The sequence below is a fragment of the Acidaminobacter sp. genome (genome assembly GCF_030247605.1).
In the GTDB taxonomy this organism is placed as follows: domain Bacteria; phylum Bacillota; class Clostridia; order Peptostreptococcales; family Acidaminobacteraceae; genus Acidaminobacter.
Map to the genome: position 1 here is coordinate 37,888 of NZ_JAOTSB010000007.1, position 15,881 is coordinate 53,768.

17 protein-coding genes are annotated in these 15,881 nt (G+C 44.5%); 6 read left to right on the forward strand and 11 right to left on the reverse strand.

The features are described from left to right. Nucleotides 1-113 precede the first annotated feature (113 nt). Nucleotides 114-1,592: an amidase family protein gene (locus OEL90_RS05130; protein ID WP_291401046.1), complete on the forward strand. Its 1,479-nt coding sequence runs from the start codon at nt 114-116 to the stop codon at nt 1,590-1,592. A gap of 219 nt (nt 1,593-1,811) precedes the next feature. Here OEL90_RS05130 and OEL90_RS05135 read toward each other — a convergent pair whose 3' ends face one another. Then, nucleotides 1,812-2,657, reverse strand: coding sequence for a 2-oxo acid dehydrogenase subunit E2 (locus tag OEL90_RS05135; protein WP_291401044.1), 846 nt, complete (start codon nt 2,655-2,657; stop codon nt 1,812-1,814). 262 nt (nt 2,658-2,919) lie between these two features. On the opposite strand from OEL90_RS05135, the gene OEL90_RS05140 reads away from it, so the two are divergent. The 5 genes from OEL90_RS05140 (at nt 2,920) to OEL90_RS05155 (ending at nt 5,784) form a co-directional block, all read left to right on the forward strand. Beyond that, the gene (locus OEL90_RS05140; protein ID WP_291401042.1) at nt 2,920-3,165 is read left to right on the forward strand and encodes a type II toxin-antitoxin system prevent-host-death family antitoxin; all 246 of its coding nucleotides are present in this window, start codon (nt 2,920-2,922) and stop codon (nt 3,163-3,165) included. Nucleotide 3,166: 1 nt separating this feature from the next. After that, the gene (locus OEL90_RS15215; protein ID WP_414635016.1) at nt 3,167-3,493 is read left to right on the forward strand and encodes a type II toxin-antitoxin system RelE/ParE family toxin; all 327 of its coding nucleotides are present in this window, start codon (nt 3,167-3,169) and stop codon (nt 3,491-3,493) included. Between the two features lie 195 nt (nt 3,494-3,688). Continuing rightward, nucleotides 3,689-4,141: a DUF2975 domain-containing protein gene (locus OEL90_RS05145; RefSeq protein ID WP_291401040.1), complete on the forward strand. Its 453-nt coding sequence runs from the start codon at nt 3,689-3,691 to the stop codon at nt 4,139-4,141. A 10-nt stretch (nt 4,142-4,151) separates the two neighbouring features. Then, nucleotides 4,152-4,358: a helix-turn-helix domain-containing protein gene (locus tag OEL90_RS05150; RefSeq protein ID WP_291401039.1), complete on the forward strand. Its 207-nt coding sequence runs from the start codon at nt 4,152-4,154 to the stop codon at nt 4,356-4,358. Between the two features lie 79 nt (nt 4,359-4,437). Beyond that, a complete protein-coding gene (locus OEL90_RS05155; RefSeq protein ID WP_291401037.1) occupies nt 4,438-5,784 on the forward strand; it encodes a B12-binding domain-containing radical SAM protein in 1,347 nt (448 codons plus the stop codon). A 4-nt stretch (nt 5,785-5,788) separates the two neighbouring features. On the opposite strand, the gene OEL90_RS05160 is transcribed toward OEL90_RS05155, so the two are convergent. From OEL90_RS05160 to flhA, 10 genes are all read right to left on the reverse strand, one after another. Next, nucleotides 5,789-6,931, reverse strand: coding sequence for a DUF3810 domain-containing protein (locus OEL90_RS05160; protein ID WP_291401035.1), 1,143 nt, complete (start codon nt 6,929-6,931; stop codon nt 5,789-5,791). Between the two features lie 71 nt (nt 6,932-7,002). Then, nucleotides 7,003-8,280 (reverse strand): serpin family protein, encoded by a 1,278-nt coding sequence (locus OEL90_RS05165; protein ID WP_291401034.1) that lies wholly within the window; start codon nt 8,278-8,280, stop codon nt 7,003-7,005. A 98-nt stretch (nt 8,281-8,378) separates the two neighbouring features. Further along, nucleotides 8,379-9,155, reverse strand: a complete 777-nt coding sequence (locus OEL90_RS05170; RefSeq protein WP_291401058.1) for a flagellar hook-basal body protein — start codon at nt 9,153-9,155, stop codon at nt 8,379-8,381. A 24-nt stretch (nt 9,156-9,179) separates the two neighbouring features. Continuing rightward, the gene (locus tag OEL90_RS05175; RefSeq protein WP_291401032.1) at nt 9,180-9,947 is read right to left on the reverse strand and encodes a flagellar hook-basal body protein; all 768 of its coding nucleotides are present in this window, start codon (nt 9,945-9,947) and stop codon (nt 9,180-9,182) included. A gap of 106 nt (nt 9,948-10,053) precedes the next feature. Beyond that, complete coding sequence (locus tag OEL90_RS05180) at nt 10,054-10,452, reverse strand: hypothetical protein (RefSeq protein WP_291401030.1); 399 nt, start codon at nt 10,450-10,452, stop codon at nt 10,054-10,056. A gap of 6 nt (nt 10,453-10,458) precedes the next feature. Further along, nucleotides 10,459-11,163 carry a sigma-70 family RNA polymerase sigma factor gene (locus OEL90_RS05185; protein ID WP_291401056.1) on the reverse strand — a complete coding sequence of 235 codons (705 nt, stop codon included), beginning with the start codon at nt 11,161-11,163 and terminating at the stop codon, nt 10,459-10,461. Between the two features lie 35 nt (nt 11,164-11,198). Further along, nucleotides 11,199-11,900: a flagellar brake protein gene (locus OEL90_RS15130; RefSeq protein ID WP_291401028.1), complete on the reverse strand. Its 702-nt coding sequence runs from the start codon at nt 11,898-11,900 to the stop codon at nt 11,199-11,201. A gap of 23 nt (nt 11,901-11,923) precedes the next feature. Continuing rightward, on the reverse strand, nt 11,924-12,778 hold the full coding sequence (locus OEL90_RS05195) for a MinD/ParA family protein (RefSeq protein WP_291401026.1): 855 nt from the start codon (nt 12,776-12,778) through the stop codon (nt 11,924-11,926). Then, on the reverse strand, nt 12,756-13,805 hold the full coding sequence (locus OEL90_RS05200) for a hypothetical protein (RefSeq protein WP_291401024.1): 1,050 nt from the start codon (nt 13,803-13,805) through the stop codon (nt 12,756-12,758). Before OEL90_RS05200 ends, OEL90_RS05195 begins: the two co-directional genes overlap by 23 nt. Further along, nucleotides 13,795-15,873: a flagellar biosynthesis protein FlhA gene (flhA, locus tag OEL90_RS05205; RefSeq protein ID WP_291401022.1), complete on the reverse strand. Its 2,079-nt coding sequence runs from the start codon at nt 15,871-15,873 to the stop codon at nt 13,795-13,797. Before flhA ends, OEL90_RS05200 begins: the two co-directional genes overlap by 11 nt. Nucleotides 15,874-15,881 lie beyond the last annotated feature (8 nt).

Sequence of the window (15,881 nt, forward strand, 5' to 3'; positions counted from 1 at the left end):
CGATTTCAAAAAAGCGACTTAAGTCTCACCTCTGATTGTCGCTTGGCAACGGTTTAATATACATTCAAGGGGTGTATAATGGTCTTAAACCATTGAACCGGGAGGCGGAGCGTTTGAATTTGGAGAAGGAGTTTTTGGAAGCGACTATTGAACGCCTACATGAAGCTATGAGGGCAGGCAGGCTGACGTGTGAGGCACTTGTCCGCATGTATCTCGAACGGATCGAGCGCTATGATCAAAAGGGTCCAAAAATCAACGCGGTAATTCAGGTAAATCCTCTGGTCCTGGATCAGGCCAAGGCACTGGACGCAGCCTTTGAGCGGGGTGGGCTGACAGGGCCGCTCCACGGGATTCCGGTGCTGCTGAAAGACAACGTGGATACCAGCTTTATGCCCACAACAGCAGGCTGTAAAGCACTTGTGGGGGTGACGCCGGATGAGGATGGCTGGATTGTGAAACGGCTGCAGGCGGCAGGGGCTGTCATTCTCGCCAAAATGAACCTGCACGAGTTCGCAGTATGGGGTGAAACGGTAAGCTCCGTGTTGGGACAGACACTGAATCCTTATGATCTAACGCGGACACCGGGGGGATCCAGCGGCGGGACAGGTGCTGGCATTGCTGCAAATTTCGGAGTGATTGGCATTGGGACAGATACTGTAAATTCTGTTCGGTCGCCGGCGAGCGCCTGCTGTCTGGTGGGATTCAGGCCAACGCTTGGGCTGGTAAGCCGAAGCGGCATAGTGCCCTATTCATTGACACAGGATACGGCGGGGCCAATAACAAGGACAGTGGAGGACGCAGTTAAGACCTTGGATGCTCTGGTAGGCTGTGATCCCTTGGATCCACTGACAGAGACGTCTCTTGGCAAAAGTCCGGCGGAATCTTCCTACACTGCTTTTTTGACGCCAAACGGGCTGCGGGGTAAAACTATAGGCGTCTTGAGAAGCTTCTTCGGCAACGAAGCTGTGCACGCGCCGGTAAACCGCGTCATGACTGAGGCTTTAAAGGTCTTGGAAACGGAAGGCGCGCGGCTTTTAGAGCTGGATGCCCCGCTGGATTCCGGCAGGCTGATTTCCGAAACCAGCGTTCACCTCTATGACTTGAAGCGGGACCTTGGGGCTTATCTTGAGGGACTCGGCGACAAAACACCATATCATTCCATAGAGGCGCTTCTACAAAGCGGCCTTTACGATCCGGGCATTGAAGAGAACTTGAAAACTGCAGCGACACTTTCAACCGATAGTGAGGAATACCGTATACGGATGGATCAGCGGCGCCGGCTACAGGATCAGGTTTTGGCGCTCATGGCACAGCATGGCCTCGACCTGATTGTCTTCCCGCATCAAAAGCGCCTTGTAGTGCCCGTAGGCGGCTCACAGGTGGATCGAAACGGGGTCCTCGGGGCTGTGACCGGCTTCCCGTCTGTCGTGGTGCCTGCCGGCTTCTCCGAGCCTACAGACACAGCGCCAATTGGCGTGCCTGTGGGCATAGAGCTCTTTGCCCGGCCATGGTGTGAACCCGTCCTGATTGAGGCAGCCTACGGGTTTGAACAGGCGACAAAGGTTAGAAAAACACCGGTTTTAGAAAAATAGTAAGGTTGGGGACGCGGACAAAAACGAATTTGGGGACGGGGGTGCTTATGTAATATAACCGTTCACTTTTGGCCGCAGCGAGAATTATTATCGCATGCTCTGGCACAAAAAATATTACCGTCCGCGTGGCCAGCTCAAAAGTTGTCCGCGTCCCCTTCCACTTGAAAAGAAGGCCGTCACTCCCGTGACGGCCTTCCTCATTTATCACTCAATACAGCCTTACTCCACATCTTCTTTAATTGCTTCCAGGGGTGTTTCGAGTAGCGTCAGATCTTCGAGGTACTTTTTCGCCAGCTTGAACGTGTTGGCGAAATAGAGACCGTCGCATAATCTTTCATCCAAGACATACCCAAGCTCACAGACGGATTTTTCTACGACGACATCATTTTCAACGATTGGCATTTTTTTAATTTTGCCCAATGCAATAAAGACGCCGGTGGTTCCAAAATCATAAAGATGGTGATAGATATAATCGAGCTTGATCGACTTTAAATAAGTAAAAAACAAGCTCGTATGAAACGGACTGGCCTTGATGATCCCTGCCGGCATGAGATTATGCCGGTCAAGCCATTTTACCGTCCTCACAGCAGCTTTGACCATGGGGCCAGGCAACGACATGAATTTTGCCGCCAGTTGATCTGTCTCGTTTTGTGTGTCCCCAAGATTTTCACGGATGACGTCATCTACAATCTGCGCAATTTCAAAAATGGACTCTTTACCGGTAAACATGAATTTAACCGTGGTTTCTTCTCCATCATCATGCAGGGAGCGCTTAACGGCCATTGAGATTGAAATATGGTTCCTGGCATAATAGCGGCCATTCATGACGAATCGGTTGATTTGAGGCCGTTGTGCCAGGACACGGACAAAAACCGCAATAAAGACATGCATATAATTCATTTTGACGCCGCTTTCGCGTTTGGCGTGAATGTAGTCGTCTATGTGCTCCGTTACAAGGGTTTGCTTGTGGTAGATCAAAGCATCGCTCCTGCGTTCCATGATATAGGGCATTATTTTTACAAAAGGACTGAGACTTTTAATGCGGCGGCCATCAGAACGCGGCATGGGGATTCCTCCTCGAACTGCATATTCACTTAGCTTTAGCAATTAATCCATGGTTATTCGAATGCTTACTAGATTAATACTATTCGACGTTGATCTGAGAAACTCCTTCATGCGCCTAAATTAATACAGGGCGAAGACAGTGAAGCCTCCAGTAGATAAACACACAATTATTAACACGCGAGAAAACATGCTAATAAGCACGTTAATTAACATTGTTTTTCAACAGCACATAGTCTACAATTAATATAGGGAGTTGATATTAATGCCTAAAATCAGACCAATTTCAGACTTGAGAAATTACTCTGAAGTACTTAACGAAGTACGAGAGGACAGCCCGGTTTATTTAACGAGAAACGGCAGAGGCGAATATGCAATAATAAAAATTGACGAGTTGGAAAAACTAAAAGCAACTATCAGACTGTTATCAAAGCTGGAAGAAGGCGAAAAATCCGCTAGAGAAAAAGGATGGCTTTCACCTGAAGATGTAGATGCAGCTTTAGGTTTATAGCATGATTATAATCGAATATTCACCATCAGCGCTTGAGGATTTACAGCAACTTATTGAGTATCTCACCATTCAGCATAGCGAAAACACAGCAAAAAAGATTTTGAAACAGATCACATCCGACATTTCCCGTCTTGAGATTTTCCCATTGTCTGGTGCTTCTTTAAGTAAAATGATAGATGCACCAACTGACTATTATTATATATTTACGGAAAAAAATTTTGTTTTTTACAGGACAAGTTTGAACAGCGTCAGAATAATTCGGATCTTAAACGAAAAGCAGAACTATCTCATCCATTTGTTTAAAGACTCAGTCCACGATACAGAATAATAATCGAAATCCCAATAACAATAAAATTCCCTCCTTCCAAATGGTTGAGGGATTTTTTTTGCGCCTTCAGCCATCCGGACTTAAGCCCATTCAGTTCAAAAAACAACAAATTTTAAACTATTATCAATAATTATATATTGTTTTTCGATATATTCGTGTTAAAATAAACTCACCAAATACTTGTGAGGTGACTTTATGAAACGTTATTCTACGCTTTACCTGAGGATCGCCGTGGTCCTCATTGGCCTGCCAGTGCTGGCAATCTGCCTGTTTTGGCTGCCGCATGCCATAGATTATCTGCGTGTGCCAGTCACCATAGGCGCTTACCTGGCGGCAGGTTTGTTTTTCGCCATACTTTTCAAAGCCTTTCGTCTGCTGAGTTATATCGACCAGAACAAAGCGTTCTCCTCACTGTCTGTCACTGTTCTGAAACAGATCAAGCAATTTGCCTTTTCCATCAGCTTGATCTACGCGGTACTGATCCCGTTTCTCATTCCAATCGCGGATGCAGATGACGCACCGGGGCTCATGGGACTGCCTTTAATTTTCATCTTCGCCTCATCCGTGGTGGGCGTCTTTGCCGCGGTGCTGGAGCGATTGCTCCAGGATGCTATTGATATCAAAGAAGAAAATGACTTGACAGTGTGAGGTGATGGACATGGCAATTATTATTAATATCGATGTAATGTTGGCCAAACGAAAAATGAGTGTAACAGAGCTGACTGAAAAAGTCGGCATTACCATGGCCAACCTCTCCATCTTAAAGAACGGCAAAGCAAAAGCCATCCGGTTTTCCACGCTGGAGGCCATCTGTAAAGCTCTGGACTGCCAACCGGGAGATATTCTGGAGTTTAGGGCGGATTGACAATTCTGTCAGGCTGTCATTTTCAAAAAATACCTTTCAACCAACCTCATAATTTTGAGATGCTCCCCCGGAGGCTTTTATGAAAATCAAATTAATCCAACCCGCCATGCTGCCGCGGCCCATGGATACCCAGCTTAAAACGAGAATGGCACCGTCCCTGGCGCTCCTTACCCTGGCAAATCTGACACCTGAGACCCATGAGATCGTCATTGAAAACGAAAATGTAGAGACCCTAAATTTTGACGACCCTGCAGATCTGGTCGCCATCACGGTCACTGTCGACGTCATGAACCGGGCCGCTGAAATTTCAAAAGCCTTCCGCGCCCGAGGCATACCCGTCATTGCTGGCGGGATTCACATCACCTCAGATCCGGAGAGCGCAGCAGACAGCTTCGATGCCATTTGCATAGGCATGGCAGAGCGCGTCTGGCCAATAATACTAAAAGATGCAGAACGCAAAACACTTAAAAAAACCTACCACGACAAAGACAACCTGCCCGCCGGTGACATTGCCTCACCCGGTTATGACTGCGTCGATCCGGACAAATACCTCTATACCAATATCATCACTTCAAGCCGCGGGTGCCCCTTCAAATGCGACTTCTGCTACAACAGCTGCCAGCATGCAGAGAAGGTATTTCTCAACAGGCCTGTGGAGGATGTCCTGCGGGATATAGCAGCGCTTAAAACCAGGCACATCATGTTCATTGATGACAATTTCATAGGCAATCCAGCCTGGACCAAACATTTCATCAGTGCGATCAAACCGCTGAAACTGAAATGGAGCGCCGCTGTCTCTTCCAACATTGTGGACATGCCCGACCTCCTGGACGACATGAGGGACACCGGCTGCAAAAGCCTGTTTATAGGCTTTGAAAGCATAAACAGCGCCGCTGTAGGCGCTGTCCATAAGACGCAAAATTGTGTGTCAAACTATGAGCGGTTGGTGGAAGCCCTCCACAATAGAGGCATCATGGTCAACGCCAGCTTTGTCTTTGGCCTGGATGAAGACGACCAAACGGTATTTGAAAACACCTTAGAGTGGATCGTCCGAAACAAAATAGAGACGGTCACCTCACATATTCTGACACCCTACCCGGGCACGAAACTGCACGACGCTTTCATGAACCAAAATAGAATCACAGATTTCAACCTATCCCACTACAACACCTCCCATGTGGTTTATAAACCAAAAAACATGACTCCAGAGGAGTTATACAGCGGCTATCTGTGGATTTACAAAGAAGTCTACAGTTTCAAAAACATCTTCAAGCGCCTTCCCAGACACAAGAGGCAGTGGATCCCATATTTGGCCTTTAACCTATTTTACAGGAAATTTGGCAAGCTGACTGAATGGTTGTGCTTGAAGCTGACTTTTAATACCATCGGCAAACTCTTCAGGCGGCTCGCCTACTTGACAAAGTAATGACTCAGCGGCCGGATCCGGCCGCCCCGCCAGTATTTACAGACGCTTTGATCTCCCCATCAGACAAAAAATCCGCCAGCAGAAGATCCACCATGCGTCCGTAGCTCTTGACGCCGTCCGCCTGCCGGTTGGTTTTCAGATAGGTATCATTGATCTGATCCGCGGTGTCGTTGACTTTCCCCTGATAGGGTTTCCAAAAGGCGCTGTAGGCTGCCAGATCCTTGCTCAGCCCCTCTCCGTAGCGCTGCCTCAGATCGAAATAGGCATCCGGATCTTCACGGTAAAGCGCATTGGTGGCATGGATCAGCGCCAGCACCGTCCCGGAATATTGAAAGTCCGCATCCGGGTGACTCATACAGGCAAGATACGCGGCGTAGTTGGCCTCATCTTCTCTGGCAATGCCCATTTGGTGGGCTTTTTCATGCATGGCGTTCGCAGGCAGCAGCAGGTCCGGCACGCGGCTGTTGACGTTGGCTTCGCCGGTAAATGGCATAAAGATCCCGGTTATACCCGTGTACAGCATAGCCTCAGACAGCCACACAGACTTGGGCGGCCCCCAGCTTCCGCGAAAAATTGCTTCAGTCGCGCCGAGCTGATCATAGCCCAGCACCGTTCTTGAAAATAAATCTTGTCGATCAGACGCCAATTTCATGACGCCCTCATCATTTATGGGCTGATCCTTCCTCAGTACATTGGCCTGATTCACCAGCTGCTCTGAAAGCGCGTAAAGCTCCTCCACCGCATAAGGCCTGACTTCCAGGCCGATGGTCACTGCAAGCGGCTGCCGGCTGTAATTCAGCCCCCAGATCAGCATAAACAAGACATAAACCGCTGAGAGATACACAACTGCCTGATAAAGCAGTTTAAGTGCACCGCCCTTTACCAGACGAACCGCCAGCGTTACAATCAATACCACTAAATCAATCCCATGCCCCACAAACAAAATCTCCGCCAGTGAAAATGGCAGCAACCCAGTCGCAGTGCTGATTCCCTGCATCACACTCTTTTGCACTGAACCGGCATAATATTTTTCGAGCGCCTCAGGATGCCCCTCCAGCAAATGCCCCAGCCCGTAAAATACGGGTACCAACAGGATCCAGATCAAGCTCTTTGGCAGTTTTTTAAAACGAAAAAGGACGTCTCTCATAGGGTTTCACCTCTTCTGAAACCATTGTATGAGACGTCCTTTCCTGCGTCAAGAGATCGACACATTATGGATTATTTCGTTGGATCGTTGAGCACACCAATAAAGAGCGGCGTGGCAGTCTCTGTATCAAGAATGGCATAGACGAAAGGTCTGTCAAAGCTGATGGCTTCATCAAACATTGGCATGGAGGTAAGTGAGGCCTCTACTGAAGTGACCGCCGCAGCTTCTGTGCCCTTCTCATCCGCACGGATGAAAGTCTTATGCTGAACCGCGCTGATAAACAAATCTTTTGCGCGACTTGGCTGCATCAGTGAAAAGTCCGCTTCGCCAGGAACAAAGGCTTTACCCATGCCAAGCTTCTCAAGTTCATCCAAAAGGCTGTCCTCATAGCGGGTTTCGAATTTAGGGAATGACAAGTCAACAGTTTTTGAGGCCGCCGTATTCATTAAAGCTTTAAAAGTTTCGGGATCCATGGATTGGATCCACGCCTCAGGACTCATGCCCTCTTCAGGAAGTATTGCCAGCATGGCCACTCTCGGATTCACATACGGCATTAAGACACCTTTTCCCAAGTCGCTTTCAACGACCTCAAGACTCATGAGTTTGTGCATAAAGTCTGTTTCCTTGCTGCCTTCAGGTGTCTCAAAAGGTTGTGGAAAAGTACTTTCCGGCGAGAATTGTGACTGCCAGTCCGCCTTGAAATAGATGGCGTTGATGAGATACATCACCACTGCAGGATCGATTTCATCCACGATCTGATCGATTGTCTCACGAGTGGCTTCACTCACCCAGTTGTTGATTGCTTTTGCAGCATCCGGATTATCGAAGTCGAGGCTGCGTACTGCTGCTCCAAAATAGTCCGCATTTTTCTGAAGAAAGTCCGGATCCGCTTCAAAGCCGTCTCTGAGCCAAATGCTGTTCGCAATGCTGAGGGTGAAGCCCTCACTTTCTGTCGTAATAAGCTTCAAATAATTGCCTGCGAAAGTATTGACGATTTCCGGTGACAAGTCAGAGGCTGACAGCGCTTCCAACATGGCGGTTCGAGTCTCCCCGTCCGCGCCATTCAAAGTCATGGCCAGCGCCAGATAAACGGAAACCGGTGAAATCATCCTGTTCTGTTGGTCCTCCGGCATAGCCTGGATTAACTTCCATGTAAAAGCGTTCAGGCTGTCGAGCACTGCCTGATCCTGCTCTGCCGTTTGACCCGCTGGTGTTTTAGGCACCACACCTTCCATCAAATCTGCGCCTGAAGACGTATTCACTGGCAAGCCACAGCCTGTCACAATCAGAGATAATCCTACCAGAGCCGCTGTGAGTTGCCCCAGCTTCCACTTATGTTGAATTCTCATGAGATGTCCCCTCCTCTATGCTAAGTCGCTTAGTTGTATGACTTATACCCTTAAGACGTCGTACAGAGGAAAAGGGTTCCGTGTGTCAATATTAAACCCTACAATATCTCATTCACAACTTGCATCATCTCATCCGCGCTGCTGACCGACTTTGAGCTGAGCTGATAAGCCCGCTGCGTCATCAGCAGCTGTGTCATTTCATCCAGCAAATCAACATTAGAACGTTCAAGGCTCTTAGGAAAGATCTTTCCAAATGCTTCCGGTCTATCACTGCTGTTAAAGATTTCTTCAGGGGCTATAGCTTTAAAAGAACTTTTTCCAGCTCCTAGCAGCCGATTATGATTCTGAATATCAAAAAGCTGAATCTTAGCCATCAGCGTTAACTCTCCAGAATCATCGTCTCGACTAAACACTTCTCCGTTTTCTGAAAGACTCAATTTCTCAATATCCCAAGTTGATGGATCAGAATGAAAGATCATATCCAATCTTCGACCACTAGCATCACTCATGACACCTTGATTTAAGGTAAATTCGCCTTGGCGAGTCAGAAATAATTGATCTGATTGATCTCTTACACCAAAAAAACCAGGACCTTCAATCGCCATATGAAAAAAATCATCCGAGTGCACAAGAGTGCCTTGACGAAAATCAGTGAAATTCCTAACTGTTTTAGTACCAAGAGAGATGCTCCTTCGATCCTCAGGAACTTCTGCAGAAAGACTCACTGAATCCGCAGACATAGAATGGCGCATTTGTTCTGAAAACGAAGTTGTCATTTTTTTGAAGCCCACTGTTTGAAGATTAGCTATGTTTCCAGAAAGAGTCCCTAATTTCTGTTGTTGAGCCAATAGGCCGCTTTTTCCGATCTGCAGCATTTTATTCAACAATGATCCCACCTTTTATAGTTTGCCAATCTCATTCGCTGCCCGATTCATTGTCTCATCAAGAGTGTTTAAAATGCGTTGCTGTGTTTGTAGTAATCTTCCCGTTGACATCATGTCTATTAAGGCTTCAGCAGCCTCAACATTAGATGTTTCAAGGGCGCCTTGATAGATTGTCGTCTTGTCAGAATCTTCCAAATTATCAATACCCGTACGGTAAAACCCACTATCCATAGTTTCAACTCGTTCGTTTTGAATTGGTCGAACAACTATCAATCTCCCAATTCGCTGCTGGTCTGCAAAAATGCTTCCATTAGCGGTCACTACTATGCTTTGTCCAGGTTCTGTCTGAATATACTCTAAATTACCAGAATCTCCGTTCTTCAGTAATTTCAAACCAGATTTATTTGTCCAGATACCATCGCTGTTTTGCTGAAGCTCGCCATCTCTAGACAACAACACTCCGAGCGGTGATTCAAACTTGAAGAAACCCTCTCCTTCAAGTGCGAAATCCATAGCATTACCCGTCTGAAGTATAACACCTTGTTCCCAGTCCGTATCATAGCCAGAGATACTCGTACCCAAGGGCAGTGAACCTAACTCAAATGCCGATTTCCCATTTCCTGATGCATGATTAGCCAGCACCTCAGAAAAAGAAGCTTCAGTTAATATTTCTTTAGACTTGAATCCAACAGTGGATATATTTGCCATATTGTTAGCATTGTTTTCTTGTTTTTTTTGTTGTACAAGCATACTCATTGCAGTTTTGTATACAGAGCGTATCAATTGACTCACCCCCCTAGATCCTTAGATCGTCACATGCTCAATTGCATAAGTAGTGCGCCGAGCCAAAGACCAGCGCCAAAAAAAACCATGGGGATCCCTGATTTATTTATGATTTTTTTGAAAGATTGAAGAGTAATTGGACTTCCCCCTTATGCATTTTCAGTTTTTTTGCAATTTCATCTAATGAGATGCCACGATCTGTCATTCTCGTGATCTGATCTATCTGAGACTGGTATCTATCGGAAAAAACTTTATCACGTTCAATGGTCGTTCCACTGGATGATAAATGTGAGGTGTCTTTAATGATCTGATCTGCTAACACTTCAAGAACGTGCTCAATTTTTAATAACCTTTGATCCATCTGCTTCCAGAGAATCTTTTCTATTGAGTCAATTTCATTATCTATAACATCTTTTTCAGGCAACACATTCTTTTTTGAATGGTTCCACAAAAGGAAACCCGATGTTATAAGTACAAATGACCCTGCAGAGATGTAGCCAAACATGCTCAATCACCTCCAAGCTTCCAGAACGTTTCTCAGTTCTGCTATAGCACGCGTATGCAATTGTGAGACTCTCGGTACAGAAACATCAAGAATTAATGCAATTTCTTTGAATGTTAATTCTTCAACATAGTATAACTGTAAAATCAATTGATCACGATCTGAAAGTTTGAAAATAGCTTTGCTCAGGGCATCACTTAAAGCCTCTTTCAATATGGTTTCCTCAGGTAAAGGTGAATCTTGAGAGGAAATTTTATCAAGCAAACTAAAATCTGAATCTTCGCTAAATAACAATTCATCTAACGATATGATTGGCAATAAAGCCATTGTCTGATATAGTACACCCAATTGCTGTACAGAGATTTCCATGTTATTGCAAAGTTCAAAATCACTTAAATGTCTCTGATACTGCTGCTCAAGCAATGATTTATGTTCATTGAATTTCTTCAATGAGGCTATCCGCTCTTTAGAAAGGGATCCATTTTTTCTTAACGCATCTAAAATACTACCTCTAATTCTTATCCCCGCATAATGCTCAAAGGGGACACCATGTTTTTCATCAAATTTATCAATTGCGTCCATTAACCCAATTATTCCTGTATTAACAAGATCATCCCGTTCAAACTCTAACTTGGATATTCTGATTCGATTGACTACTTTGTTGACCAGCGGAAGATGCTCCATGATCAATTGCTGTCGGTCAGTATATATCATAGCTTCCAATCACTAGCCTCCTCTGGTCACATCTATCACAGGTCATATTGTCGATTTTGTCTTATTTTTGCAAAGACATAACGAATAATCCTATCCTCGAAAGAAGGTTTCAATCCAGAAAAAGAGATCCCATAAGTGTATCCTGTCTTCCCTGATTGCATTCTTAATTCGCGATAACAAATATCACCAATAAGGGTCAGTGTATGATCCTCTAATTCAAATCTAAGAACAACAGATTGACCCGCATCAATTTTTTCCTCAATACTCAAACAAACACCACTTGCGCTTAAATTTAGAATCCAGCCATCACAAATATCACAGTCCTGTAGTTTAAACAAATCTAAGCTTTCTGAGTGAACCATTTGCTTTTCAATCTCTTTCACATCATTTAACATAGCAACATAATGCACAGGCAAATTCACAATGGCTCTAACATGCTGTCTGCGCTGCAATTCCCCCAAACATCTATTCACTCTCAAGGTATACATAGGGAGATCATCTTGTGTTCTATGAACGATCTCGGTCTCAAGTGTGTAGACCCGCTCCTCACCATATAGAAGTATTGTATATTTTGCCCCTTTCTCCAATAATCGTTCTATTCCATTTTGAACTGGTGGTCCTATCATGAGTTGATCTTCTTCAAAATCTTGTATAAAACTTCGAGAAGATGTCATATCTTGCAGAATAATATCTACTTTCTGATATATTTTTATGCTTGATTTCCACTTTTCCTTCACCTTGACCTCCTGACAGACCTCAATTAGGCCCCAAATACTTTAATGAATCTAAACACTAAATCACCCAATGAACTCCATGAAAATTCGCTGTTTCTTTCAAGCATTCGGTCACAAAGTGTCGTAATATTTCTGCTGGCCAAAGTGACGGGATATGCAATCAGAAATGGAATCTGTCTTGAAACAGCATCACGAACCTTCATATCTGTAGCGACATATCCTAACAGCTCGATTTTGGCATTTAAAAACGTACCAATCACCTTATCGAGTCTTTCATAGGTTTCTTGTGCTTGTTTTTGTCCGGACACTTGATTCACAATTAGATGAATACGGTGCTTAATTTCAAAAACAGATAATATTTTAACCAAGCTGTAGGCATCTGCCATTGCAGTCGGTTCAGGAACTGTTACCAAAATGACTTCATGAGCGACTGAAGCAAAAGAAATCAATTTAGCGTCAACGCCTGCGCCTGCGTCAATCATGATCACATCATATCTTCCACTTCCAATCAGGGAGGTAATAAACTCCTTAATGACTTCATCCTGGCTGTTCTGAAGGGAAAGCATTCCACTTCCTCCAGGCAGTATGTCAAGTCCATCCTGATAATGTATGAGTATATCATCAATAGGTTTTCCACTTTCAAAAAAATCCATTAAAGTACTGCGACTGGCAACACCCGCTAATATATCCAAATTAGCCATTCCGAGGTCGCCATCAATTAATAGGACTGATTTCCCTGACTGATTTAATGCTATCCCCAAATTAATAGTGATGTTTGATTTGCCAACACCACCCTTTCCACTCACAACAGCGTAAACTGTCACATTTTTTGAGGGCTGAAGCATTTTTTGTTTCAATTCATGCGCTTGGTCTTTCATCATGCTCTACACCCTCCCAGAGATATGACAGTAATGCTTTGCTGTCTGCACGCACTAAATCATCAGGTACGTTTTGTCCAGTTGTAATGTAGGCTAAAGGTTCTGACATACGGCGCACATAAGAAAATAAACGAGTTTGATTATCCATCTCATCCAGTTTTGTTAATATCGTACAATCAATGCCAATTTCGCGGTAAGTATCTAAGGTTTTTTCAAATATTTCCAAATCCAGCGTAGCGGGTACAACTGCGACTTTATTCAAGTGTTCAATTTCATTAAGATATCGGCATATGTCTTCAATTTGTTGTTGATTACGGTAACTCGTTCCAAGTGTGTCAATTAAAATCAAGTCACACGTCTTGGATAATTTTAAATAACTCGGCTTCATTTCAATTGGTGTCATGACAGTCATCATTGACAAATCCATAATATCAGCATAAATCTTTAACTGTTCGACCGCTCCAATTCTATAAGTGTCAATAGTGATTAATCCGACCTTTTTCGAATGCTTCAATTTGGCGTGTGCTGCAATTTTTGCTATAGTTGTAGTTTTACCTACACCTGTCGATCCAACAAAAGCAACACAGCCCGAATCTACAATATCGGAAAAAGTCAACTGATCTAATGTCTCTTGCAGAAAATGGCGAATCAGCATGTTTTTTAACTTTAAATCCTGCATGGTAGCTAGGCGATTCACAGAAGCAAACCGCCTGAATTCTTCAATACTTTCCAATTCTCTCGTCAGCATTGAATCTTTTGCTGCCGATCCCGCCCATAGATCCTCTTGAATCTGCGGCAAAGGCGTTTTAGCTGATAATCCGGCCGTTGAAACCGCACCCACGGATTTTTTATTTATTGGTCGCTGTTCAATTGCCATAGTAACTTCAAGTTGCTTTGGCTTAAAAAAACCCCAAAAACCTTTCTGTCGAATAATCCTTTGTGTCAGAAGAATGGCGTCATCTCCCAATGACGCTTTGCCGCGCTCAAACGCTTCAGCCATATCTCTTACTATGTATTTTTCAATTATCATGTATATCCACCATCCCAACCGATATCAAATCTACGCGGTGATGAATTTCTCCTAGTGACAGCACTGCCAATTTGGGTAGACTTCCCGAAATCAGGTTCTTAAGTGCTGCTCTTATTCGAGGGGCAGCAAGGACAACCACTTGATCTGTTGTCAGTGTTCCTATTTCCGCCTGAACCTGAATATCGGCAATCAATTGTGATGCCATTTCTGGATCTAATGCCGGAAATGATCCCTGCAACGATTTCTGTATGTGTGCATAAATCAAATCTTCAAGCCTGCCACTCAACGTAATCACATGCAGTTTTCCATCTGAAGATAACCAGCGACTTACTATTGAACGACTCAATGTATGCCTCACATATTCTGTTAATACTTCAATGTCTTTGGACATTGTGCCATAATCCGCGAGTGTCTCCAGGATTGTTCCTAAGTCATTAATCGCTACGCCTTCCCTGACAAGATTTTGAAGAATTTTTTGAACTTCGCCAAGTGACATGATTCCTGGGATTAGCTCATCTATGACAACGCTATACTGCTCTTTTACATCCTCCAGCAGCTTTTGTACTTCCTGTCTGCCAATCAACTCATCTGCATGCATCATAATGGTTTCTTTTAAGTGTGTCACCATTACAGTTGTCGCGTCCACCACCGTGTAGCCGTGCATCTCAGCATTTGACTTTTCCGCTGACTCGATCCATAATGCTTTGATCCCAAAGGTTGGTTCTATTGTTTCAATGCCTTCCACAAGAAAGGTACCATTGCCGGGATCCATAACCATAAGTTTATTCGCGTATATTTCACCATGCGCAATAGGATTTCCTCTAAGAAGAATATCATAGGCATTGGGCTGGAGACTTAAATTATCGCGTATCCTTATGGGTGCTACCACAAAACCCATTTCGGAGGCGCACTGCTTTCGGACCATCAGAATACGCTCCAATAGATCCCCGGAGTCTGCACCGCTGTCAACTAATGTTAAAAGCCCGTACCCAATCTCAATGGCCAGTACATCTTTCTGCTTTGCAATTACCTGATGATCTGGCTGTCGTTCCGAGTGAGTCATTGCTGACTCGCGTTCTGTGACCACGGCCTGTATCTTCCGTTCATTATCTCTTAGCTGCCATCCTACGATTGCGCTTAAAAATGACATAATTAAAAACGGAAACGTTGGGAATGCGGGCACAAGGCCAAACATGAAGAGTACAACAGAAGAAACCATCATGACTTTGGGCTTAGCAAACAACTGATTGCCTAAATCTTTTCCAAAACCATCACGACTGGCAGATCTCGTCACCAAAATACCTGCGGCTACCGAAACCAAAACGGCTGGCACCTGTGAAACCAGTCCGTCGCCGATTGTCAATTTTCCGAATTGATCAATTGCTTCACCAATGCCTAAACCCTTTTGACCAGCAAAAATTGCAATGCCACCTACAAAATTTATAAGGGTTATGATGATACCTGCGATCGCATCCCCTTTTACGAATTTCGACGATCCATCCATTGCTCCATAAAAATCAGCCTCACGTTGTAGGTTTAGTCTCCTTTGTCTTGCTTCCTCTTCTTGAATCATTCCTGCGTTTAGATCCGCATCAATTGCCATTTGTTTTCCCGGCATCGCGTCCAGTGTAAATCTCGCTCCAACTTCAGCTACGCGGGTTGCGCCGCTCGTGATGACAATCAACTGAATGATAATGATGATCACAAAGACAACTGCACCAACAATATAGCTGTCACCAGTTACAAATCCAGCAAAGGCATTTATGACTTGGCCAGCATTGCCCTGACCGAGAATCAGCTTTGTACTGGATAGGTTTAATCCAAGTCTATAAAGTGTTAGAAGCAGCAAAAGCGTGGGAAACGCTGAGAATTCAAGTACATCCCTGGTGAATAATGTTAAAAGCAGCACCGTCACAGAGAGTGAGATATTAACGACAAGCAAAAAATCAAGCAATCCAGGTGGTACAGGTAAAAGAATGATGCTAATAATGCCAACGACGGCGAAAGCCAATATGACATCCATATTTTTTCCAAAGAAACTTGACCATCTGTCATTTGGTATTTCCATCAGGCTTT